Below are 20,849 nucleotides of genomic sequence, written 5' to 3' on the forward strand. Positions count from 1 at the left end.
CTTTACTGGGGGGCCTATGCTGAATATTGTTTTATTTGAACCGGAAATCCCACCGAACACCGGCAATATCATTCGTCTGTGCGCCAATACCGGCTGCCAGCTTCATTTGATCAAGCCCTTGGGCTTTACCTGGGATGACAAAAGGCTGCGCCGAGCGGGCCTCGATTATCATGAGTTTACGAATATTAAGCATCATCATGATTATCAGGCTTTTCTCGACAGCGAAAAACCCGAGCGCCTGTTCGCACTGACCACCAAAGGTACGCCAGCTCATAGTGCGGTGAGTTATCAGGATAAGGATTTTCTGTTATTTGGCCCAGAAACTCGCGGTTTACCTGCCAGTATTCTGGATGCGTTACCGGCACAGCAAAAAATCAGGATTCCAATGCAACCAGATAGCCGCAGTATGAATCTATCGAACGCAGTTTCTGTGGTGGTATATGAGGCATGGCGCCAGCTGGGATATAACGGCGCATTGGTGAAAGAGTAAGAAATTTGTCAGAAAGGGGCTCAGAGTGGCCCCGTTCGATTAATAGCAGGAATCAGATACCGTCGCCGTATTCAAAACCTTGGCTGACGCCGTTGAAGTGCTGGTCCATATCCAGGGAGGGTTTATCACTGTCCGGTTTACCCACGATCCGAGCCGGTACACCCGCCGCAGTGGTATGAGGCGGAACCGCTTGCAATACCACAGAACCCGCACCAATTTTAGCCCCTCGACCTACCTCAATATTGCCCAGAATTTTCGCCCCGGCACCAATCATCACGCCTTCGCGAATTTTAGGATGTCGATCGCCGCTGGTTTTACCGGTACCGCCCAAGGTGACGGATTGCAAAATAGAAACGTCATTTTCAACAACTGCCGTTTCACCAATCACAATACCTGTGGCGTGGTCCAGCATGATGCCGCAGCCAATGGTTGCCGCAGGGTGGATATCAACACCGAAAGCCACAGAGACTTGATTTTGCAGATAAATAGCCAGCGCTTTACGCTCTTGCGCCCATAACCAATGGCCAATTCGATAGGCTTGTAATGCGTGAAAACCTTTCAGATACAGCAGTGGCGTAGAGTATTTATCCACCGCAGGGTCACGCAAGCGCACAGCCAAAATATCGCGCGCGGCGGAAACAATCATATGGGGATCGCTGCGGTAAGCGTTTTCGACCACTTCCCGGATAGCAATAGCAGGCATTATGGGATCGGCTAATTTATTCGCCAGAATATAGCTTAGGGCACTGCCTAAATTCTCATGCTTTAGCAATGTCGCATGAAAAAAGCTGGCCAGCATGGGTTCACAATCAGCCAGCGCCCGCGCTTCTGATTTAATGCTGCTCCAGACCTGCTCTAATTCTTCTGACGACATGCCTTACTCTCCCTATGATACAAACAAGTCACCCCGAGGAAACCCCAAGGTGACTTAGTACGCATTGATCTAACGGGTTAAACGCCGCTTTTTTCGTCTTTTTTGGTGCGCCCTAATAAGGTCAGGGCAGCTTCGCGGGCATTTTTATGGCAGTACAGCACCTGATAGATCTGTTCGGTAATGGGCATTTCAACACCATACCGTTGCGCCAGAGCTAATACTTCCTTGGTATTTCGATAACCTTCGACAACCTGGCCAATCTTGTCCTGCGCTTCTTGAACCCCTGCGCCCTGGCCCAGCATGATACCGAATCTGCGGTTGCGAGATTGATTATCCGTGCAGGTTAGCACCAAATCACCCAGCCCCGCCATGCCCATAAAGGTGGAAGGATCGGCACCCAACGCGGAACCCAAACGGCTCATTTCGGCCAAACCACGGGTAATCAGCGCCGTTCGCGCATTCGCGCCAAAACCGATGCCGTCAGACATACCTGCACCAATGGCAATCACGTTTTTCACCGCGCCGCCGAGCTGCACGCCGATAAAATCTGGGTTGCTGTAAACCCGGAAACTTTTACCGCAGTGGAGCAGCGCTTGCAGGTCTTCGCTGAACTGAGCGTCCGTTGAAGCCAATGCAATCGCCGTGGGCATTCCTGCCGCCAGCTCTTTAGCAAAAGTCGGCCCGGAAACAACCGCCAGCGGAATTGTATCGCCGAGGATTTCCCGTGCTACATCCTGTAGCAAACGCCCGGTTTCAGCTTCCAACCCTTTGGTTGCCCAAACGATACGCGCATCGCTGCGTAAATGGGGTTTTAACTGATGTAAAACGTTGCCAAAAACGTGGCTCGGCACTACCACCAGAATATTACGACTGACCGCCAGTGCGCGGGACAAATCGGTTTCTAGCAATAATGTGTCGGGGAAAGGGACGTCCGGTAGAAAAGCCTGATTACAGCGAGCATCCTGCAACGCCTGAATGTGTTTGGGATCGTGTCCCCACAACACAACGGTGTGACCATTACGCGCTAACGTGATGGCTAATGCGGTGCCGTAAGATCCGGCACCGATTACAGTCATTGAAGCATCAGTGGTGTTCATCAGGCATCCTGACGTTGTTCGGCACCTTCGCCTTCAGTTTGAGCCTGCTGCTGCAAATAGTTCATGAACAGGGCATCAAAATTAACCGGTGCCAGATTCAGCTGAGGGAAAGTACCGCGGGAAACCAGGCTGGTGATACATTCACGGGCATACGGGAACAAAATGTTCGGGCAGTATGCGCCCAGGCAATGTGCCAATTGGGTGCCATCGATGCCAGCAATGGAGAAAATACCGCCTTGCTGAACTTCACACAAGAATGCAGTTTCTTCGCCCAGAGAGGCCGTTACTGTTACGCGCAGTACCACTTCATACACATCTTCAGCCAGCTGACTGGAAGCAGTATCAAGATCAAGTTTAACTTCTGGCTGCCAATCCTGCTGGAAAACCTGCGGTGCATTTGGCGCTTCGAAAGAGATATCCTTGGTATAAATACGTTGGATCTGGAAAGCCATCTCTGTGTTGTTTTGTTCTGACATGTGTAAAAGTACCCTTAGTTAGACATCCTTATTAAACAGCACTACCGCCGTGGGAATCCCCATCGACGAGTTTAAAGCAGTGGGTCAAGCCCACCGCGCGCATCCAGCGCATGTAAATCATCGCAGCCACCTATGTGCTGCCCATCAATAAATATCTGAGGTACGGTGGAACGTCCGCTGCGTTCAATCATAACTTCACGCGTCGCCATATCACCATCAATCGCGATTTCCTCGAACGCTGCACCTTTGCTGTTTAACAGCGCTTTTGCGCGAACGCAAAACGGGCAGGTCGCTTTGGTGTATATCTCAATTTTCGCCATTGACAAAACCTCAGTTATATTAATATTCCGTTGATAAAGCGATGGTTTTATTACTTACCACGTTTTATTTACCGCGAGCCAGAGGCAGATTTTCACCGCTCCAGCCAGAGATACCCTCTTTCAGAGTAAATACAGGTTCAAAACCGGCTTTGTTCAAATTTTCGGCAGACGTACGAGACGCAGTACCGTTAGCACAAACAACAATAATAGGCTGCGCTTTATGCTTTTCCAACTCGCCCAAGCTGCCGTTTTTAATTTCAGTCGGCGTTAGGTTAATGGAGCTGGCGATATGGCCCTTGCGGTAATCTTCGCGCGAACGGGTATCGACAACAACCGCATCTTCTTTGTTAATCAAACGCGTAGCTTCACCACGAGTGATTTCTTTTACTTTAGACAGGCTGCTTTTAAAGGTGGTGACGATCACGGCAACCAGCAAAGCCACCCAAGCCAGACTCAAAATAGGATGCTGGCTAATGAATTGCATAATTTCTTGCAACATAGGGGGAAAAACTCCCGTTAGTTAGGGGTCAATATTCAAGGTCACAGAGTATACCTGCGCGTTGCAGCAAATACAGCCAGTAAGCAAGTGGTATTGCAGAAACTGAGAGGGATCGCGGAAAGTTTTCATCATTTAAACCACCACAATCACGCCCATCCCACGCCAACCTTGATCTCTTTGGGCTATTTTTAACCTGCTTTGTAGTAAAATTACGAAAGCGATAAGTGTCAATAGCCATGAGCGACCCACGTATAACCCATGCCTATTAACACTTGGACTTATAAGAAAATGAGGTTAAGCAATGTCGAGCAATAAAAAACCATTAGTTCTGACTATTCTGGATGGCTATGGCCACCGTGAAGACCATCAGGATAACGCTATTTTGAATGCCAAAACGCCAGTGATGGACCGCTTGTGGCAGCAAAATCCGCACACGCTGATTGCTGCTTCCGGTCTGGACGTCGGGTTGCCAGACGGTCAGATGGGTAACTCTGAAGTTGGCCACGTCAATCTGGGCGCGGGTCGCATTGTTTATCAGGATTTAACCCGCCTAGATAAAGAGATCAAAGAGGGCGATTTCTTTGTTAACCCGACGCTGACCGCCGCCGTTGATAAAGCAGTAAAAGCTGGCAAAGCGGTACACATCATGGGCCTGCTATCCGCCGGTGGGGTTCACAGCCACGAAGCGCATATTCTGGCGATGGTCGAGCTGGCTGCCCAACGCGGTGCCGAGAAAATCTACCTGCACGCCTTCCTCGATGGCCGTGATACGCCGCCGCGTAGCGCCGAGTCCTCTTTGAAAATGTTTAGCGATAAATTTGCTGCATTAGGCAAAGGCCGTATCGCCTCCATTATTGGTCGTTACTACGCAATGGATCGCGATAACCGCTGGGATCGCGTCCAACTGGCTTATGACCTGCTAACTCAGGCCAAGGGCGAGTTTACCGCAGCCAACGCCATGCAGGGTTTGGCTGATGCCTATACCCGCGGCGAAAACGACGAATTTGTAAAACCGACGGTGATTCAAGCCGCTGGCGAACCCGATGCCGCTATGAATGATGGCGACGCGCTGATCTTTATGAACTTCCGCGCCGACCGCGCTCGTCAGATCACTCGCACCTTTATTAATCCAGACTTTGACGGCTTCAAGCGCGATAAAGTAGTTAACTTCGGCGATTTCGTGATGTTGACCGAGTATGCAGCCGATATCAATGCTGCCTGCGCTTATCCGCCAGCATCACTGGTTAATACCTTTGGCGAATGGTTAATGAAGCACGATAAAACCCAGTTACGCATTTCTGAAACTGAGAAATATGCTCACGTCACCTTCTTCTACAACGGCGGCGTTGAAGAACCATTTAAAGGTGAAGACCGTATTCTAGTGAATTCACCGAAAGTGGCGACTTATGATCTACAGCCAGAAATGAGTTCTGCCGAGCTGACCGAAAAACTGGTCGGGGCGATCGGCAGCGGTAAATACGATGTCATCATCTGTAACTATCCAAATGGCGATATGGTTGGTCATACCGGTGATTATGATGCGGCAGTAAAAGCGATCGAAACGCTGGATGGCTGTATTGCACAGGTTGTTGATGCAGTTAAAGCTGCTGACGGTCAGTTGCTGATTACCGCAGACCACGGCAACGCCGAGCAAATGCGCGATCCGGCGACAGGTCAGGCTCACACCGCCCACACCAGCCTGCCGGTTCCGCTGATTTACGTCGGCAATAAACCGGTTGCCGCGGTGGCTGGCGGTAAGCTTTCTGATATCGCGCCAACCATGCTGTCACTAATGGAAATGGAAATCCCGCAAGAGATGACTGGTAAGCCGCTGTTCATCGTGGAATAATCCTTTCTTATGAAGGATAAGGCGTTATTTGCACGTTTGATGGTGACTGAAAACGCAACCCCCGGCAGCAGCCAATCCCCAGTGGGCCTGCTGCCAACCCGGTTTACGCGTCGTCCGTTAGCCATACTGTACGCCAGCGTTTTTTGCGCTGGCGTCTTGCTATTGCCATTATCCAGCCAGGCTGCAGATGCTCCCGTTGCTGCAAAAACGGCCGATAACAAGAGCCAATTGAAAACTATTCAGCAAAATATTGCTGAAAAAGAGAAAAGCGTTCAGCAACAAAAACAGCAACGCAGCGCACTGCTCGATCAGCTGAAACAACAAGAAAATACTATTGCCCAAGCCAGCCGTAGCCTGCGCGACACCCAAGCCACTTTGACTGAGTTGGGTAAAGACGTCGCCAAGCTCAACGGCTCGATTGAAAAACTGCAAAGTCAGCAGTCACTCCAGCAAAATATTCTAGCTAAACAGTTGGATGCAGCCTTTAAACAAGGGCAGCACAGCGGATTGCAACTCATTCTTAGCGGTGAGGAAAGTCAGCGTAGCGAACGCATTCTGGCCTATTTCAGCTATCTGAATGAAGCCCGTCTCAAATCAATCAATACGTTAAAACAGACTCGAAGCGATCTCGCGGCGCAGAAAAAAACGCTGGTAGAAAAACAGCAACAGCAGAAATCCCTATTGAACGAACAACAGTCTCAGCAACAGAAGCTGGAACAGGCTCGTTCAGCACGTAAAAAAACGCTGATTTCTCTGGAAGCCTCGCTGGAAAAAGACCAGCAGGGTCTGGCGGAACTGAAACAGAATGAAACCCGTCTGCGCGATCAAATAGCCAAAGCAGAACGGGAAGCCAAAGCCCGCGCTGAACGAGAAGCCAAAGAGGCCGCGCGGGTTCGAGAGCAGATTAAGCTTAAAGAGCAACAAGCGAAGAAAACCGGCTCTAGCTATAAGCCGAGCGAAAGTGAGCGCTCTCTGATGGCACGTACCGGCGGTTTAGGTCGCCCAAGTGGGCAGGCTTTGTGGCCAGTACGCGGTAATGTTACACATAGATTTGGTGAAGCATTACAGGGAGAACTACGCTGGAAAGGTATGGTTATTTCCGCGCCAGAAGGCAGCGAAGTCAAAGCCATTGCCGATGGCCGCGTCCTGCTGGCCGACTGGTTACAGGGCTACGGTCTCGTCGTCGTCGTTGAACACGGTAAAGGCGATATGAGTTTGTATGGTTATAACCAAAGCGCGTTAGTCAGCGTTGGGACTCAGGTTAGAGCCGGCCAGCCGATTGCTCTGGTCGGTACCAGCGGGGGCCAGGGTGAGCCTTCTCTGTATTTCGAGATCCGTCGTCAGGGACAGGCGGTCAACCCACAACCCTGGTTAGGAAGATAGGGAATTGAATTAGGGAAAAAGCATTGCGCTATTTTAAAGCTCGCTCACTGTTTGTATTCGGCACTTTGCTGATAGCCTGCTCCGCGCAGGCAGGAAAATTATCTATTGTTATCGATGACTTCGGTTATCGCCCGCAGAACGAAAACAAAATTCTCCAGATGCCGTTACCGATCTCGGTGGCCATCTTGCCTAATGCTCCCCACGCCAAAGAAATGGCCATCAAAGCCCACAGCCAAGGGCGTGAGGTTCTTATCCATCTGCCGATGGCACCCTTGAGCAAGCAGCCATTAGAACGGGATACTTTGCAGCCTAATATGAGCAGCGAAGAAATTCAGCGCATTATTCGTCAGGCGGTAAACAACGTTCCTTACGCCGTAGGTATGAATAATCATATGGGTAGCGCAATGACTTCCAGCCTGTCCGGAATGCAAAAAGTCATGCAGGCGCTGGAACATTATCAGCTGTATTTTCTGGATAGCGTGACAATCGGCAATACTCAGGCCAGCCGGGCAGCGGAAGGCACTGGCGTTAAAGTCATAAAACGCAAAGTTTTTCTGGATGATGTGCAGAATGATGCGGCTATTCGTCAGCAGTTCAATCGCGCCATTCAGCTAGCGCGTAAAAATGGTTCGGCTATTGCCATCGGGCATCCTCATCCCTCTACCATTCGGGTATTGCAGCAGATGCTGCCGGAATTGCCGTCAGATATCGTATTGGTTCGCCCTAGTGCGTTACTGAATGAACCGGTGCAGCATAATTCAGGCACGCTGACGCCAGTCAAGCCGGTTAAACCACGCGATCCGTTTAAAGACAGCAGGTTAAAAGCCATTAAGCAATGTAAAATGAAAGCGGGACATACGCCAGAGAAAATCTACGCCGACGAGATGTTTAAAATTCTGGGGGAAAGTCTGATACAAAGCCCAGTGGCGACTTTCGTGCAGCAGCGCTGGCATTTCTGGTTTAACAAAACCAAATAAAACAATGCCGGGTCATCATGCCCGGCATTGTTTATCTACCTGATAGAATCTCAGTTAGCCGTTAATCCCAGCTCAATACGACTTTCCCTGATTGACCAGAGCGCATAGCGTCAAAGCCTTTCTGGAACTCATCGATAGAGAAACGGTGGGTAATGATTGGTGTTAAATCCAGACCAGACTGAATTAATGCAGCCATTTTGTACCAGGTTTCGAACATCTCGCGACCGTAGATACCTTTAATAAACAGCCCTTTAAAGATAACCTGATTCCAGTCGATAGACATATCGGATGGCGGTATCCCTAGCATGGCAATGCGGCCGCCGTGGTTCATCGCATTCAGCAAAGTACGGAAAGCTGGCGGCGCGCCGGACATTTCCAGACCCACATCAAAACCTTCGGTCATACCCAGATCAGTCATCACGTCGTTCAGGTTTTCTTTACTAACGTTTACCGCGCGAGTGACGCCCATTTTGCGCGCCAAATCGAGGCGATATTCATTCACGTCAGTAATAACCACGTTACGCGCACCGACATGTTTACACACCGCTGCGGCCATGATGCCAATAGGACCAGCGCCGGAAACCAGCACATCTTCCCCCACCAGATCGAAGGACAATGCAGTGTGAACCGCGTTACCAAACGGATCGAAAATGGCGGCCAGCTCATCGGGAATGTTGTCAGGAATTTTGAACGCATTGAAGGCAGGAATCACCAGATATTCAGCGAATGAACCCGGGCGGTTAACACCGACGCCAATGGTATTACGGCACAGGTGAGTGCGGCCTCCGCGACAGTTACGGCAATGTCCGCAGGTAATATGCCCTTCGCCAGAAACGCGATCGCCAATGGAAAAACCTTTAACTTCCTGACCGATAGCGACAATTTTACCGACGTATTCATGCCCTACAACCATAGGAACCGGGATAGTTTTTTGTGACCATTCATCCCAGTTATAAATATGCACATCCGTACCGCAAATCGCCGTTTTAGCGATTTTGATCATAATGTCATTGTGACCCAATTCAGGCTGAGGCACATCGGTCATCCAAATGCCTTCTTCCGCTTTCAGCTTAGATAGTGCTTTCATTGAAATTCCTTATGCAATAACGCCTAGTTGTTTACCAATGCGCACGAATGCATCGATGGTACGTTCAACCTGCTCAGTCGTGTGTTCAGCAGACATTTGGGTGCGAATCCGCGCCCGACCTTTCGGCACGACCGGATAAAAGAAACCGGTAACGTAAATACCTTCCTTCAGCAACGCGTTAGCAAATTCCTGCGCTAATTTAGCTTCGCCCAGCATTACCGGAATAATCGCATGGTCGGCTCCTGCCAACGTGAAACCAGCCGCCGTCATTTTTTCGCGGAATAGACGGGCGTTAGCCCACAGGCGTTCCCGCAGAGCATCCCCTTGTTCCAGCAGAGAAAGGACTTCAATGGACGCTGCAACAATCGCCGGAGCCAATGAGTTAGAGAACAGGTACGGACGTGAACGCTGGCGCAGCCATTCCACCACTTCTTTACGGCCTGCGGTATAGCCGCCGGATGCGCCGCCCAACGCTTTACCCAAAGTACCAGTGATAATATCAACACGACCCATCACTTCGCAGTATTCATGGGTGCCGCGCCCGTTGGCACCAACAAAGCCTACTGCGTGGGAATCATCAACCATCACCAGCGCTTTATATTGATCGGCCAAATCACAAACGCCTTTCAGGTTAGCAATCACGCCGTCCATAGAAAACACGCCATCAGTGGCGATCATGATATGACGAGCGCCGTCCGCTTTTGCCTGCTTCAGTTGGGTTTCCAGCTCAGCCATATCATTGTTAGCGTAGCGATAACGCTTGGCTTTACACAGACGCACGCCGTCAATAATTGACGCATGGTTTAACGCATCGGAAATAATGGCATCTTCCGGCCCCAACAGCGCTTCAAACAGCCCGCCGTTGGCATCAAAACAGGAAGAATAGAGAATGGCATCTTCCATCCCCAGGAAGCTGGCGATCTTCTGCTCCAGGTGCTTGTGGCTGTCCTGCGTACCGCAAATAAAGCGCACGGAGGCCATACCAAAACCGTGTGTGTCCATCCCTTTTTTCGCGGCAGCGATCAGCGCCGGATGGTTAGCCAGCCCCAGATAGTTATTAGCACAGAAATTGATTACATGACTTCCATCAGCTACAGCGATATCGACTTGCTGGGCGGAAGTGATAATCCGCTCTTCTTTATACAAACCTTCAGCACGGGTAGTAGCCAGTTGTTGTTCTAGTTGTTGATAGAAAGACGCGGGCATTCGGTTATCTCCAGATTTGGCAATTTCGCCTCACATTTTACTAAGTTGCTGGCTTACTGACGAGAAACCTTGTTAGAGAATGTAAGAAATGCAGCATATATCACGGGGAACTATCCTAAAGCCCCATACAAAAAGGGCGATTACCCCCCTTCCGGCTGTGCGCTTACGCATGAAATGTTATGATGGCACCAAATAATGTGTAGGGCATTGTGCCCAACCAAGCAGATTAATAAGGGTGAACCTGATGATTATCGTCACTGGCGGCGCCGGTTTTATTGGCAGCAACATCGTTAAGGCACTGAATGATATAGGATATAAAGATATTCTAGTGGTAGATAACCTGAAAGACGGCACTAAGTTCGTCAATCTGGTCGATCTGGACATCGCGGATTACATGGATAAAGAAGATTTTGTCGCTAGCATTGTTGCCGGTGATGATATGGGCGATATCGACGCCATCTTCCATGAAGGCGCTTGCTCCTCTACCACCGAGTGGGATGGCAAGTACATGATGGATAACAACTATCAGTACTCCAAAGACATTCTGCATTTCTGTCTGGATCGCGGTATTCCATTCCTGTATGCCTCTTCAGCTGCAACTTACGGTGGCCGAACCGATAATTTCATCGAAGATCGCCAATATGAGCAGCCACTGAACGTTTACGGCTACTCAAAATTCCTGTTCGATCAATATGTTCGTGAAATTCTGCCGCAGGCGGATTCACAAATTTGTGGCTTCCGCTATTTCAACGTCTACGGACCGCGCGAAGGCCATAAAGGCAGCATGGCGAGCGTTGCTTTCCACCTGAACAATCAAATCAACGCTGGTGAAGCACCTAAACTGTTCGCTGGCAGCGAGAACTTTAAACGCGATTTCATCTATGTCGGTGACGTAGCTGCGGTCAATCTGTGGTTCTGGCAGAACGGCGTTTCCGGTATTTTCAACTGCGGAACTGGCCGTGCCGAATCCTTCCAGGCAGTGGCGGACGCCGTGGTGGAATACCATCAGAGCGGGCCAGTGGAATACATTCCATTCCCGGAAAAACTGAAAGGTCGCTATCAGGCATTCACTCAGGCCGACCTGACCAACCTACGCGCAGCCGGTTATGACAAACCGTTCAAAACCGTCGCCGAAGGGGTAAAAGAGTATCTGGGCTGGTTAAATCGCCCTATTTAAGTCATTCGCTGCAAGGAATTGATAACGGTATGAGAATACTGGTCATCGGCCCTTCTTGGGTTGGCGATATGATGATGTCGCAAAGTTTGTACCGCACCCTGAAGGCCGAATATCCGGCAGCAGAGATTGATGTGATGGCACCCGCGTGGTGCCGTCCACTTCTGGCCAGAATGCCAGAGGTGCGCCGCGCTATCCCAATGCCGCTCGGTCACGGGGTATTTAATCTGGAAGGCCGTCGCCGTTTGGGTATCGCTTTGCGCGAGGAAGCCTATGATCGCGCCTATGTCTTACCCAATTCGTTCAAATCTGCGTTAATACCTTACTTTTCCGGTATTCGTCAGCGTACAGGCTGGCGCGGTGAAATGCGTTATTTCCTGCTCAACGATATGCGCATTCTGGATAAACAGGCTTTCCCGCTGATGGTTCAGCGTTATGTTGCGCTGGCTTACGATAAGTCGCGAATTACTTCCGAAGCCGATCTGCCGCAGCCCATTCTCTGGCCGCAGTTACAGGTGCAGGATGAAGAAATTGCGGAAACCACCGCCGCTTTTAATCTCAGCGATAATCGGCCAATCATCGGTTTTTGTCCCGGTGCCGAATTTGGCCCAGCCAAACGTTGGCCGCACTACCATTACGCCACTTTGGCACAAAAACTCATTGATGACGGTTATCAAATCACCCTGTTTGGTTCTGAAAAAGACCATAAAGCGGGAGAAGATATTCGTCAGGCACTTCAGGCAGAAAGTCGCGATTTCTGCCTGAATCTGGCTGGGCAAACGACGCTGGATCAAGCGGTAATACTGATTGCCGCCTGTAGCGCCGTGGTGAGCAACGATTCCGGCCTGATGCACGTTGCCGCCGCGTTGAACAAACCTTTGGTGGCCTTATATGGCCCAAGCAGCCCAGCCTTCACACCGCCACTTTCAGATAAAGCGACGGTTATTCGTTTGATTACCGGCTACCACAAAGTGCGCAAAGGAGATGCCGATCAAGGCTACCACCAAAGCCTGATCGACATTCAGCCAGAGCAGGTTTTGGCCGCACTACAGCTGCAGTTGGCAACACAGTCTTCAACGGTAAATGAGGCGCACTGATGCACGTATTGATCATTAAAACCTCATCGATGGGTGACGTTTTGCATACGTTACCCGCTCTGACCGATGCAATGAGCGCCATTCCCGGAATCCGTTTCGATTGGGTGGTAGAAGAAGGGTTTACTCAGATTCCCAGTTGGCATCCGGCGGTGGATAAAGTGATTCCGGTGGCCATTCGCCGCTGGCGCAAAAACTGGTTTGGTAGTGATACACGGCAAGAACGCTGTGACTTCAAACGAATCGTGCAAGAGCGCAGCTATGATTTGGTGATCGATGCTCAGGGCCTGATAAAAAGCGCGGCGCTCATCACCCGCATTGCCAAGGGCACCCGACACGGCCCAGATTGCAAAAGCGCCCGGGAACCCTTCGCCAGTTGGTTTTATAACTGCCGTCATGAAATAGACAAGCAGCTACATGCCGTTGAGCGTACTCGCCAGCTCTTTGCTAAAAGTCTGGGTTATACCAAGCCGGAAACCGTCGGTGATTACGCTATCGCTCAGCGTTTCCTCAGCCAGTTACCGCCAGACGCTGGGCAATATCTGGTTTTCCTACATGCGACGACCCGTGACAGTAAGCACTGGCCGGAAAGCCATTGGCGTCAGTTAATTCAGTTGGTTCAACCTACTGGGCTGAAAATTAAACTGCCGTGGGGCGCAGAGCATGAATATCAACGCGCAGTTCGTCTGGCCGATAATTTCCCTCACGTGGAAGTGCTGCCAAAACTGAGTTTACAGCAAGTTGCCGAGGTATTAGCCGGTGCCAAAGCTGTGGTTTCCGTTGATACCGGGCTAAGTCATCTAACGGCAGCGTTAGCGCGGCCTAACATCACGCTGTTTGGCCCAACCGATCCCGGATTAATTGGCGGTTATGGTGAAAATCAGGTATCCGTTATCTCTAAAGAGAAAAGCATGGATACCATTCAAGCCAAAATTATCATGGCAGAATTGGATAAAATCATCGTCTAAGTGACCGAATTCCCTCATCTGCGCAGCCTCTCTCGCTGCGCAGTTTTCTCTTAACTCTCACTGATTACCCTTTATCAGACGAATATTTTGCCGCTCGCTTCGCTGCGGAAAACATTAATAATATGCTGTTAGTTTTTACCGTGATAATTAACTATTACATGCATGAGAAAATGATATTTAAGTAAGAATAAGTCATTTATCCGCAGCGATATTCCGGCGATTAACGAAAGTAATTAAAGGAAATCTCTAATAAAGGCGATCATCTTCATAACGACCAATGGGTTAAGCAATGTCATGAAGCACTCAGATATTTTATCTCTCTGTAATACGGATATTTTCAGGTTAATAGATAAAAAATAATCACCAATAAACTTCTCACTCTTATATGCTGTTTTTCGCCTTTTTACTGTAATCAGTCTTATTCTCGATAAGATAAAAATACCCGTTCAAACCAGGGAACGGGTTCGGTTTTTATACTGATTAATATATGAGCGGGTAAAATAGATCGGCGCTAGCCACCATTGGACATTACATAACCGGAAGAGAGCCTTTCTTCAGCAGTTATGGTATTATTCTGAATAACTCATATAAATGAATTTGATAGAATGTTGCTGCGTTTATATCAGGTACTCCTCTACCTAATCCAACCTTTGATTTGGCTGCGATTGTTGCTACGTAGCCGTAAAGCCCCTGCTTACCGTAAGCGCTGGGGAGAACGTTATGGTTTCTGTGCCGGTAAAGTGGTCTCTGGCGGCATTATGCTGCATTCCGTTTCTGTCGGTGAAACTCTCGCGGCTATTCCGTTGGTTAGAGCTTTACGCCACCGCTATCCCTCATTGCCGATTACGGTAACGACCATGACGCCAACCGGTTCTGAGCGAGTGCAATCTGCCTTTGGCAAAGACGTTCATCACGTTTATCTCCCTTATGATCTTCCCGGTTCCGTAAATCGTTTTCTCGATCAGGTTAATCCTAAGCTGGTTATCATCATGGAAACCGAGCTATGGCCAAACCTGATTAATGCGCTGCACCACCGTAAAATTCCATTAGTTATCGCCAATGCGCGACTTTCTGCACGTTCAGCCGCAGGTTACAAAAAGATTGGCGGTTTTATTCGCAATATATTGCGACGTATCACGCTGATTGCCGCGCAGAATCAGGAAGATGGTGAGCGTTTTATCGAATTGGGTCTGAAACGATCTCAGTTGACCATTACTGGCAGCCTTAAGTTTGATATTTCGGTCACACCAGAACTGGCCGCACGAGCAATAACCCTACGCCGCCAGTGGGCTGCCCATCGCCCTGTGTGGATTGCAACCAGCACCCACGACGGCGAAGAAGCCATTTTGCTGGAAGCTCATCGTCAATTGTTATTACAGTATCCAACCCTATTATTGATTCTGGTGCCACGTCATCCAGAACGTTTCCCGAAAGCGATTGAACTGACCCAAAAGGCCGGATTCAGCTACACCTTACGCAGCGGTGGCGAAGTGCCATCCAGCAGCACTCAGGTGGTGATCGGCGATACCATGGGTGAACTTATGCTTTTATATGGAATTGCCGATATGGCATTTGTCGGCGGTAGCCTGATAGAACGCGGTGGGCACAACCCACTCGAAGCCGCTGCCCACGCGATTCCAGTGATGATGGGGCCACATACTTTCAATTTCAAAGATATCTGTGCCAAGCTTGAGCAGGCCGAAGGGCTCATCACCGTCACCGATGCAGCCTCGCTGGTGAAGGAAATTAGCGTACTGCTCACCGACGAAGATTGCCGCCTCTACTATGGCCGCCATGCGGTTGAGGTTCTGCATGAGAACCAAGGGGCATTGCAGCGATTATTGCATCTGTTGGAACCTTATTTGCCGCCGCGGAGCCACTAATGAGCGCCAAAAAACGTCTGTCTGTGGTGATGATCACCAAGAATGAAGCGGATCTGCTCCCAGAATGCCTGGACTCCATTTCCTGGGCTGATGAGGTTGTCGTTTTAGATTCTGGCAGTGAAGACGACACTTTGGATTTAGCTCGTCAATACGGCGCGCAGGTATACAGTAACGTTCAGTGGCAAGGTTTTGGCAAACAGCGGCAGCGAGCGCAGCAATACGCTACCGGTGACTACATTTTGATGATCGATGCCGATGAGCGCGTCACACCTGAATTAAAAGCCTCTATCGACGTGGTATTAGCGTCTCCGGATGATGATGCCGTGTATAGCTGCGGCCGCAGAAATCTGTTTTTGGGGCGTTTTATGCGCCATAGCGGCTGGTATCCGGATCGGGTGACGCGTCTGTATGCTCATCATCGATATCAATATAACGATAACCTGGTGCATGAATCTGTTGATGCCGGAAATGCGAAAGTTATTCCGCTGAAAGGGGATTTACTGCACTTAACCTGTCGTGATTTTTTTGCTTTTCAGCGTAAACAACTCAGCTACGCCGAGGCTTGGGCTACACAACGCCACCAACAAGGTAAAAGCTGTAGTTATTTCTCTATTCTTAGCCATACTCTCGGCGCTTTTTGCAAGACCTGGCTGTTCCGCGCCGGATTTTTGGATGGTAAACAAGGGTTATTGCTGGCCGTAGTTAATGCGCAATATACTTTCAATAAATACGCCGCCCTGTGGGCACTCAACCAAAAATAACGCAAAAGCGAGACGCCATGATCACCAGAGCCATTTATCCGGGCACCTTTGATCCTATGACCAACGGTCATCTGGATTTAGTCACTCGTGCGTCTTCCATGTTTGGCCATGTCATTTTGGCCATTGCCGATAGTTCACATAAAAAACCGATGTTCACACTGGATGAGCGCGTTGCATTAGCCAGCGAAGTGACAGCGCATTTGACCAACGTGGAAGTGATCGGTTTTAGCGAATTGATGGCAACCTTCGCCCAGCAGCATAAAGCGAATATTCTGGTTCGGGGTTTGCGCTCGGTATCGGATTTCGAATATGAATGGCAGTTAGCGAATATGAATCGTCATTTGATGCCTACGCTGGAAAGCGTATTTTTACTGCCATCAGAGAAATGGTCATTCATTTCCTCTTCGTTAGTAAAAGAAGTGGCGCGTCACGGCGGCGATATCACACCATTCCTTCCCGCGCCAATTACCAAGGCTTTACTGGATAAACTCTGAGTTTACCTCTGATTTAATGCTGGCAGTGACGGCAGAAAAACGTGCTGCGCTGCCCATGTTTCGCACTTTCAATCAGATGACCACAGCGCCTGCACGGCTCACCGGCTCGACCATAAACCTGTAATTCCTGCGCAAAGTACCCCGGTTTGCCATCCGACTGCAAAAAATCACGTAGCGTTGTGCCGCCCTGCTCGATAGCGCGCAGCAATACCATTTTGATAGTTGCAACTAATAATCCGACTTCTGCTTCAGTTAGCGAACCCGCTGGGCGATCGGGAGCAATACCGGCGACGAACAGCGATTCACTGGCATAGATATTCCCCACACCCACCACAACTTTATTATCCATAATCCACTGTTTAACCAAGGTTCGCTTATTGCGAGACAGGTTAAACAGGTAGGAAGCGCTAAATTCATCGCTTAACGGCTCAGGGCCGAGATGAGCCAGCACGTTGCTGGTTGCCAAATCCGAAGCCCATAGCCATGCACCAAAGCGGCGCGGGTCGGTATAGCGTAATATTTTGCCGTTACTGATCACCAAATCCACATGGTCATGTTTTTCTGCCTCGGTTTCCTCCGGCAAAATCCGCAAACTGCCTGACATACCCAAATGAATGATAATCCAGCCTTTTGGCAATTCCAGTAACAGATATTTGGCACGGCGTTGCACACTCAGTACAGGTTGATCGCTCAGAGCCAGTATTTCATCTGAAACCGGCCAGCGCAGACGGGAATTTCTGACGATGGCATATTGAATGCTGTGGCCGACCAGGTAGGGTTCAATCCCACGTCGACTGGTTTCAACTTCTGGTAATTCAGGCATTTAACCTCCGATTCAACGTGTTTACCGACCTTTATATAACAAAAAACCCGGCCGAAGCCGGGTTTTTTATTAATCCACTAAAATTATTTAATTTTAGCTTCTTTGTAGATCACGTGTTGACGGACAACTGGATCGAATTTCTTCAGTTCCAATTTTTCCGGCTTAGTACGCTTGTTCTTCGTGGTGGTATAGAAGTGACCAGTACCAGCAGAAGAAACCAGCTTGATCTTCTCGCGAACACCTTTAGCCATGATTCAGTTCCTTAATACTTCTCACCGCGGGCACGAAGTTCGGCCAAGACCGTTTCGATACCCTTCTTATCAATAACACGCATACCTTTAGCAGATACACGCAGAGTTACAAAGCGCTTCTCGCCCTCAACCCAAAAACGGTGAGAGTGCAGGTTCGGCAGAAAACGGCGTTTGGTCGCGTTCATTGCGTGGGAACGGTTGTTACCGCTCACCGGGCGCTTGCCAGTAACTTGGCAGACTCGGGACATGTCTATTCTCCAAAAATCAAATCAGCTCGAGCTTCGTATAGGGTATGGCCGCCTCGTCAGGCTTTAGAGCCCATCTCAGCAAATTCACTGAGAAGACTCAATGTCATCAGGTCAGAAACCCCTGTCACCAGGTATAAACCTGCTGAGATAGGCTCTTCACGCCAAACCCAAGATTCTCAAAGGTGGCGTAGTATACGCTCTGAAGCGTAAGTGCTCAAGTCCCGAACAGCTAAAGATCCCGAAAGGATCGAGAAAATATCTCTAAATCCAGCCTCGTTCAGCAAAAGAGACACATTCGCCACGGCCAACCACTAAATGGTCGAGCACCCTAATATCTAATAATGAGCAGGCTTTTACCACCTGCGCAGTGATTAAACGGTCGGCTTGGCTCGGTTCAGCCTTCCCCGACGGGTGATTATGCGCCAGAATCAACGCAACAGCATTAACCTTTAGCGCTTCACGCACAATTTCCCGTGGATGGACCTCTACGCTGGTGATGGTACCAGTAAACATCTCCTCATGGCGAATAACACGATGCTGGTTATCCAAAAACATCACTAAAAATATTTCCCGCTCACGTTCTGACAGCAAATTTTGCAGGTATTTTTGCGTCATTCGCGGATTTAACATCGCATTCTCTTTAGTCATATGGTCAGAAAAACATCTGGTGGCCAATTCGGAAATGGCATGAATCTGACTATATTTAGATTTTCCCATGCCTTTTTGTGCACAAAGCGTCGGATAATCCGCCGACATCAAACGATATAGAGAGCCAAATTCGGCAATTAGGTGCTCCGCCATCGCCATCACATGCAGACCCGGAATGCCCGTTCGTAAAAATATGGCCAGCAATTCAGCATCACTTAACGCCTCAGCGCCATACTTCAGTAATTTTTCTCTGGGTCCATCCCCTTTCAGCCATAGTTCCATCCTAGAACTCCCCTATTCTCAATGCCGGAGTATCATGCCATGGCCGGATTATCCTCACGACAAGCATCAATAAATCCTGCGTGACGCCACGCAAATTTCAGATTGATCGCTAACCTACGTTGCCCCCTATAGCAAAACTGCCGATGGGTTATGCTAAAATATCGCCTCTTTCGGCTTTCATTCGGACAATCATGATGACGGGACTTTCCGGCAAACATATTGTGCTCGGTATCAGTGGTGGCATAGCCGCCTACAAATGTCCCGAGCTAGTACGCCGCTTACGCGATAAAGGCGCAGACGTGCGGGTAGTGATGACAACGGCTGCCAAAGCCTTTATCACTCCGCTAACCTTGCAGGCCGTTTCGGGATATCCCGTCTCTGATGATTTGCTCGATCCTGCCGCAGAAGCCGCTATGGGCCATATCGAGCTGGGGAAATGGGCCGATCTGGTCATCATCGCTCCGGCCACCGCCGATTTACTGGCTAGAGTGGCTGCAGGCATGGCCAACGACCTGCTGACAACGCTTTGTCTGGCAACCGCAGCCCCAGTTGCCGCCGTTCCCGCAATGAATCAGCAGATGTACCGCGCGAGCGCTACACAGGCCAACCTGCAAACGCTGGGAAGCCGTGGCGTTTTGCTTTGGGGACCGGACAGCGGTAGTCAGGCCTGTGGCGATATCGGCCCTGGCCGCATGCTTGACCCATTGGAAATCGTGGCATTGGCGGAAAATCATTTTTCTGTAAAACAAGATCTGCAACATCTTCATGTCATGGTGACCGCCGGTCCTACTCGTGAAGCGCTGGATCCGGTACGTTTTATCAGTAACCACAGTTCAGGGAAAATGGGGTTCGCCATCGCTCAGGCGGCAGCGCAGCGCGGCGCTCACGTCACTTTAGTCGCTGGGCCGGTCAATCTGCCAACGCCTGCCGGAGTCACGCGCATTGATGTGATTAGCGCTCTTGAAATGCAAAGCGCCGTTCAGCAAGCCGCCCCTCATCAGAATATTTTTATTTCCTGTGCGGCCGTAGCGGATTACCGGGCGGAACAGGTTGCTGATGAAAAAATAAAAAAACAGGGTGATGAAATCACGCTGAAAATGGTGAAGAATCCAGATATTGTTGCTGGCGTCGCCGCAATGACGAAAAAACGTCCATTTGTCGTCGGGTTTGCTGCCGAAACCCAGAATGTGGAAGAATATGCGCGACAAAAACTGGTGCGGAAGAATCTGGACCTGATTTGCGCCAATGATGTTTCGCTCGCAGAGCATGGTTTTAATAGTGATACCAATGCATTGCACCTTTTTTGGCCGAACGGAGAGAAACGCTTGCCCCACAGCGATAAATCCCTGCTTGGTCAGCGTTTAATAGACGAGATTGTCAGCCGTTATGATGAAAAAAATCGACGTTAAAATTCTGAATCCACGTATTGGCACCGAATTTCCATTGCCGACCTACGCCACACCTGGCTCAGCTGGCTTGGATCTACGTGCCTGCCTGGATAGCGCAGTAGACCTGGCTCCGGGGCAAACGACTCTGCTGCCAACCGGTCTGGCTATCCACATTGGCGATACTGGTCTGGCGGCGGTAATTCTGCCGCGCTCAGGTTTAGGCCATAAGCACGGCGTGGTGTTAGGTAATCTGGTCGGCTTGATCGACTCCGATTATCAGGGGCAACTGATGGTTTCCGTGTGGAACCGTGGCCAGCAGTCTTTCACTATCGAACCGGGCGAACGTATTGCCCAGATGGTGTTTGTGCCTGTAGTACAAGCCGAGTTCAATCTGGTCGAAGATTTTGACCTCAGCGAACGCGGCACCGGTGGTTTTGGTCATTCTGGACGCCAATAACCTACCCTAAACCTCGATACCGTAAAAAAGCTATCACATAAGCCGCCTGGGCATTGTATCCAGCGCGGCCGGTGTTCAGGTTTTTGTTAATTAAGTCATTTTTAGCAAGGGTCTAATCGG

At 49.8% G+C, this 20,849-nt stretch carries 23 protein-coding genes; 12 read left to right on the forward strand and 11 right to left on the reverse strand.

The genetic code is table 11. The features are described from left to right. Nucleotides 1–16 precede the first annotated feature (16 nt). Nucleotides 17–490: a tRNA (uridine(34)/cytosine(34)/5-carboxymethylaminomethyluridine(34)-2'-O)-methyltransferase TrmL gene (gene trmL / locus ACQ4OC_RS12250; RefSeq protein WP_064514576.1), complete on the forward strand. Its 474-nt coding sequence runs from the start codon at nt 17–19 to the stop codon at nt 488–490. Between the two features lie 52 nt (nt 491–542). On the opposite strand, the gene cysE is transcribed toward trmL, so the two are convergent. From cysE to ACQ4OC_RS12275, 5 genes are all read right to left on the reverse strand, one after another. Beyond that, on the reverse strand, nt 543–1,364 hold the full coding sequence (gene cysE, locus ACQ4OC_RS12255; RefSeq protein WP_064514578.1) for a serine O-acetyltransferase: 822 nt from the start codon (nt 1,362–1,364) through the stop codon (nt 543–545). 77 nt (nt 1,365–1,441) lie between these two features. Continuing rightward, a complete protein-coding gene (gene gpsA, locus ACQ4OC_RS12260) occupies nt 1,442–2,461 on the reverse strand; it encodes an NAD(P)H-dependent glycerol-3-phosphate dehydrogenase (protein ID WP_064514581.1) in 1,020 nt (339 codons plus the stop codon). Beyond that, complete coding sequence (gene secB, locus ACQ4OC_RS12265) at nt 2,461–2,937, reverse strand: protein-export chaperone SecB (RefSeq protein ID WP_049601518.1); 477 nt, start codon at nt 2,935–2,937, stop codon at nt 2,461–2,463. Before secB ends, gpsA begins: the two co-directional genes overlap by 1 nt. A gap of 71 nt (nt 2,938–3,008) precedes the next feature. Beyond that, the gene (gene grxC / locus ACQ4OC_RS12270; protein WP_064514583.1) at nt 3,009–3,257 is read right to left on the reverse strand and encodes a glutaredoxin 3; all 249 of its coding nucleotides are present in this window, start codon (nt 3,255–3,257) and stop codon (nt 3,009–3,011) included. A 64-nt stretch (nt 3,258–3,321) separates the two neighbouring features. Continuing rightward, nucleotides 3,322–3,756, reverse strand: coding sequence for a rhodanese-like domain-containing protein (locus tag ACQ4OC_RS12275; RefSeq protein WP_064514585.1), 435 nt, complete (start codon nt 3,754–3,756; stop codon nt 3,322–3,324). 301 nt (nt 3,757–4,057) lie between these two features. Here ACQ4OC_RS12275 and gpmM point away from each other — a divergent pair, with 301 nt between their 5' ends. Genes gpmM through ACQ4OC_RS12290 form a run of 3 tightly spaced genes read left to right on the forward strand, consistent with a single transcriptional unit; the run spans nt 4,058 to nt 7,965 of the window. After that, nucleotides 4,058–5,605: a 2,3-bisphosphoglycerate-independent phosphoglycerate mutase gene (gpmM, locus tag ACQ4OC_RS12280; RefSeq protein WP_064514587.1), complete on the forward strand. Its 1,548-nt coding sequence runs from the start codon at nt 4,058–4,060 to the stop codon at nt 5,603–5,605. A 9-nt stretch (nt 5,606–5,614) separates the two neighbouring features. After that, the gene (gene envC, locus ACQ4OC_RS12285; protein WP_430971202.1) at nt 5,615–6,988 is read left to right on the forward strand and encodes a murein hydrolase activator EnvC; all 1,374 of its coding nucleotides are present in this window, start codon (nt 5,615–5,617) and stop codon (nt 6,986–6,988) included. Between the two features lie 23 nt (nt 6,989–7,011). Continuing rightward, nucleotides 7,012–7,965 (forward strand): divergent polysaccharide deacetylase family protein, encoded by a 954-nt coding sequence (locus ACQ4OC_RS12290; RefSeq protein WP_120806618.1) that lies wholly within the window; start codon nt 7,012–7,014, stop codon nt 7,963–7,965. A gap of 61 nt (nt 7,966–8,026) precedes the next feature. Here the strand turns inward: ACQ4OC_RS12290 and tdh are convergent, their stop codons facing one another. Then, complete coding sequence (gene tdh / locus ACQ4OC_RS12295) at nt 8,027–9,052, reverse strand: L-threonine 3-dehydrogenase (RefSeq protein WP_064514592.1); 1,026 nt, start codon at nt 9,050–9,052, stop codon at nt 8,027–8,029. Nucleotides 9,053–9,061: 9 nt separating this feature from the next. After that, nucleotides 9,062–10,258: a glycine C-acetyltransferase gene (locus tag ACQ4OC_RS12300; RefSeq protein ID WP_430971203.1), complete on the reverse strand. Its 1,197-nt coding sequence runs from the start codon at nt 10,256–10,258 to the stop codon at nt 9,062–9,064. A 244-nt stretch (nt 10,259–10,502) separates the two neighbouring features. Here ACQ4OC_RS12300 and rfaD point away from each other — a divergent pair, with 244 nt between their 5' ends. The 6 genes from rfaD (at nt 10,503) to coaD (ending at nt 16,632) form a co-directional block, all read left to right on the forward strand. After that, a complete protein-coding gene (gene rfaD / locus ACQ4OC_RS12305) occupies nt 10,503–11,435 on the forward strand; it encodes an ADP-glyceromanno-heptose 6-epimerase (RefSeq protein WP_064514596.1) in 933 nt (310 codons plus the stop codon). 29 nt (nt 11,436–11,464) lie between these two features. Then, on the forward strand, nt 11,465–12,529 hold the full coding sequence (rfaF, locus tag ACQ4OC_RS12310; protein ID WP_064514598.1) for an ADP-heptose--LPS heptosyltransferase RfaF: 1,065 nt from the start codon (nt 11,465–11,467) through the stop codon (nt 12,527–12,529). After that, a complete protein-coding gene (gene rfaC, locus ACQ4OC_RS12315; protein ID WP_064514600.1) occupies nt 12,529–13,494 on the forward strand; it encodes a lipopolysaccharide heptosyltransferase RfaC in 966 nt (321 codons plus the stop codon). Before rfaF ends, rfaC begins: the two co-directional genes overlap by 1 nt. A gap of 605 nt (nt 13,495–14,099) precedes the next feature. Further along, nucleotides 14,100–15,377: a lipid IV(A) 3-deoxy-D-manno-octulosonic acid transferase gene (gene waaA, locus ACQ4OC_RS12320; protein ID WP_064514602.1), complete on the forward strand. Its 1,278-nt coding sequence runs from the start codon at nt 14,100–14,102 to the stop codon at nt 15,375–15,377. Continuing rightward, nucleotides 15,377–16,138, forward strand: a complete 762-nt coding sequence (locus ACQ4OC_RS12325) for a glycosyltransferase family 2 protein (RefSeq protein ID WP_120806616.1) — start codon at nt 15,377–15,379, stop codon at nt 16,136–16,138. The genes waaA and ACQ4OC_RS12325 overlap by 1 nt, the downstream gene beginning before the upstream one ends. 17 nt (nt 16,139–16,155) lie before the next feature. Beyond that, nucleotides 16,156–16,632, forward strand: a complete 477-nt coding sequence (coaD, locus tag ACQ4OC_RS12330) for a pantetheine-phosphate adenylyltransferase (protein WP_064514607.1) — start codon at nt 16,156–16,158, stop codon at nt 16,630–16,632. 13 nt (nt 16,633–16,645) lie between these two features. Here the strand turns inward: coaD and mutM are convergent, their stop codons facing one another. From mutM to radC, 4 genes are all read right to left on the reverse strand, one after another. Beyond that, nucleotides 16,646–17,455, reverse strand: coding sequence for a bifunctional DNA-formamidopyrimidine glycosylase/DNA-(apurinic or apyrimidinic site) lyase (gene mutM / locus ACQ4OC_RS12335; RefSeq protein ID WP_120806615.1), 810 nt, complete (start codon nt 17,453–17,455; stop codon nt 16,646–16,648). 83 nt (nt 17,456–17,538) lie between these two features. Further along, nucleotides 17,539–17,706: a 50S ribosomal protein L33 gene (gene rpmG / locus ACQ4OC_RS12340; protein ID WP_004392084.1), complete on the reverse strand. Its 168-nt coding sequence runs from the start codon at nt 17,704–17,706 to the stop codon at nt 17,539–17,541. A gap of 11 nt (nt 17,707–17,717) precedes the next feature. Next, entirely contained in the window at nt 17,718–17,954 is a 237-nt protein-coding gene (gene rpmB, locus ACQ4OC_RS12345) for a 50S ribosomal protein L28 (RefSeq protein WP_032816691.1), read from the reverse strand. Between the two features lie 261 nt (nt 17,955–18,215). After that, nucleotides 18,216–18,884 carry a RadC family protein gene (gene radC, locus ACQ4OC_RS12350; protein WP_064514612.1) on the reverse strand — a complete coding sequence of 223 codons (669 nt, stop codon included), beginning with the start codon at nt 18,882–18,884 and terminating at the stop codon, nt 18,216–18,218. 191 nt (nt 18,885–19,075) lie between these two features. Here radC and coaBC point away from each other — a divergent pair, with 191 nt between their 5' ends. Then, complete coding sequence (gene coaBC / locus ACQ4OC_RS12355) at nt 19,076–20,293, forward strand: bifunctional phosphopantothenoylcysteine decarboxylase/phosphopantothenate--cysteine ligase CoaBC (RefSeq protein WP_064514614.1); 1,218 nt, start codon at nt 19,076–19,078, stop codon at nt 20,291–20,293. Beyond that, nucleotides 20,271–20,729, forward strand: coding sequence for a dUTP diphosphatase (dut, locus tag ACQ4OC_RS12360; RefSeq protein ID WP_064514616.1), 459 nt, complete (start codon nt 20,271–20,273; stop codon nt 20,727–20,729). Before coaBC ends, dut begins: the two co-directional genes overlap by 23 nt. Nucleotides 20,730–20,849: the final 120 nt, after the last annotated feature.

The sequence above is a fragment of the Yersinia sp. J1 genome, assembly GCF_050586585.1.
Lineage (GTDB): Bacteria > Pseudomonadota > Gammaproteobacteria > Enterobacterales > Enterobacteriaceae > Yersinia > Yersinia entomophaga.

Excerpts from the sequence above, each read along its gene's own strand:
- rfaF (WP_064514598.1), top strand. The coding sequence starts at position 11,465 with ATGAGAATACTGGTCATCGGCCCTTCTTGGGTTGGCGATATGATGATG.
- cysE (WP_064514578.1), bottom strand. The coding sequence starts at position 1,364 with ATGTCGTCAGAAGAATTAGAGCAGGTCTGGAGCAGCATTAAATCAGAA.
- rfaC (WP_064514600.1), top strand. The coding sequence starts at position 12,529 with ATGCACGTATTGATCATTAAAACCTCATCGATGGGTGACGTTTTGCAT.
- gpmM (WP_064514587.1), top strand. The coding sequence starts at position 4,058 with ATGTCGAGCAATAAAAAACCATTAGTTCTGACTATTCTGGATGGCTAT.
- coaD (WP_064514607.1), top strand. The coding sequence starts at position 16,156 with ATGATCACCAGAGCCATTTATCCGGGCACCTTTGATCCTATGACCAAC.
- waaA (WP_064514602.1), top strand. The coding sequence starts at position 14,100 with ATGTTGCTGCGTTTATATCAGGTACTCCTCTACCTAATCCAACCTTTG.
- gpsA (WP_064514581.1), bottom strand. The coding sequence starts at position 2,461 with ATGAACACCACTGATGCTTCAATGACTGTAATCGGTGCCGGATCTTAC.
- rpmG (WP_004392084.1), bottom strand. The coding sequence starts at position 17,706 with ATGGCTAAAGGTGTTCGCGAGAAGATCAAGCTGGTTTCTTCTGCTGGT.
- coaBC (WP_064514614.1), top strand. The coding sequence starts at position 19,076 with ATGATGACGGGACTTTCCGGCAAACATATTGTGCTCGGTATCAGTGGT.
- ACQ4OC_RS12325 (WP_120806616.1), top strand. The coding sequence starts at position 15,377 with ATGAGCGCCAAAAAACGTCTGTCTGTGGTGATGATCACCAAGAATGAA.
- ACQ4OC_RS12300 (WP_430971203.1), bottom strand. The coding sequence starts at position 10,258 with ATGCCCGCGTCTTTCTATCAACAACTAGAACAACAACTGGCTACTACC.
- trmL (WP_064514576.1), top strand. The coding sequence starts at position 17 with ATGCTGAATATTGTTTTATTTGAACCGGAAATCCCACCGAACACCGGC.
- dut (WP_064514616.1), top strand. The coding sequence starts at position 20,271 with ATGATGAAAAAAATCGACGTTAAAATTCTGAATCCACGTATTGGCACC.
- tdh (WP_064514592.1), bottom strand. The coding sequence starts at position 9,052 with ATGAAAGCACTATCTAAGCTGAAAGCGGAAGAAGGCATTTGGATGACC.
- grxC (WP_064514583.1), bottom strand. The coding sequence starts at position 3,257 with ATGGCGAAAATTGAGATATACACCAAAGCGACCTGCCCGTTTTGCGTT.
- rfaD (WP_064514596.1), top strand. The coding sequence starts at position 10,503 with ATGATTATCGTCACTGGCGGCGCCGGTTTTATTGGCAGCAACATCGTT.
- radC (WP_064514612.1), bottom strand. The coding sequence starts at position 18,884 with ATGGAACTATGGCTGAAAGGGGATGGACCCAGAGAAAAATTACTGAAG.
- rpmB (WP_032816691.1), bottom strand. The coding sequence starts at position 17,954 with ATGTCCCGAGTCTGCCAAGTTACTGGCAAGCGCCCGGTGAGCGGTAAC.
- secB (WP_049601518.1), bottom strand. The coding sequence starts at position 2,937 with ATGTCAGAACAAAACAACACAGAGATGGCTTTCCAGATCCAACGTATT.
- mutM (WP_120806615.1), bottom strand. The coding sequence starts at position 17,455 with ATGCCTGAATTACCAGAAGTTGAAACCAGTCGACGTGGGATTGAACCC.
- ACQ4OC_RS12275 (WP_064514585.1), bottom strand. The coding sequence starts at position 3,756 with ATGTTGCAAGAAATTATGCAATTCATTAGCCAGCATCCTATTTTGAGT.
- envC (WP_430971202.1), top strand. The coding sequence starts at position 5,615 with ATGAAGGATAAGGCGTTATTTGCACGTTTGATGGTGACTGAAAACGCA.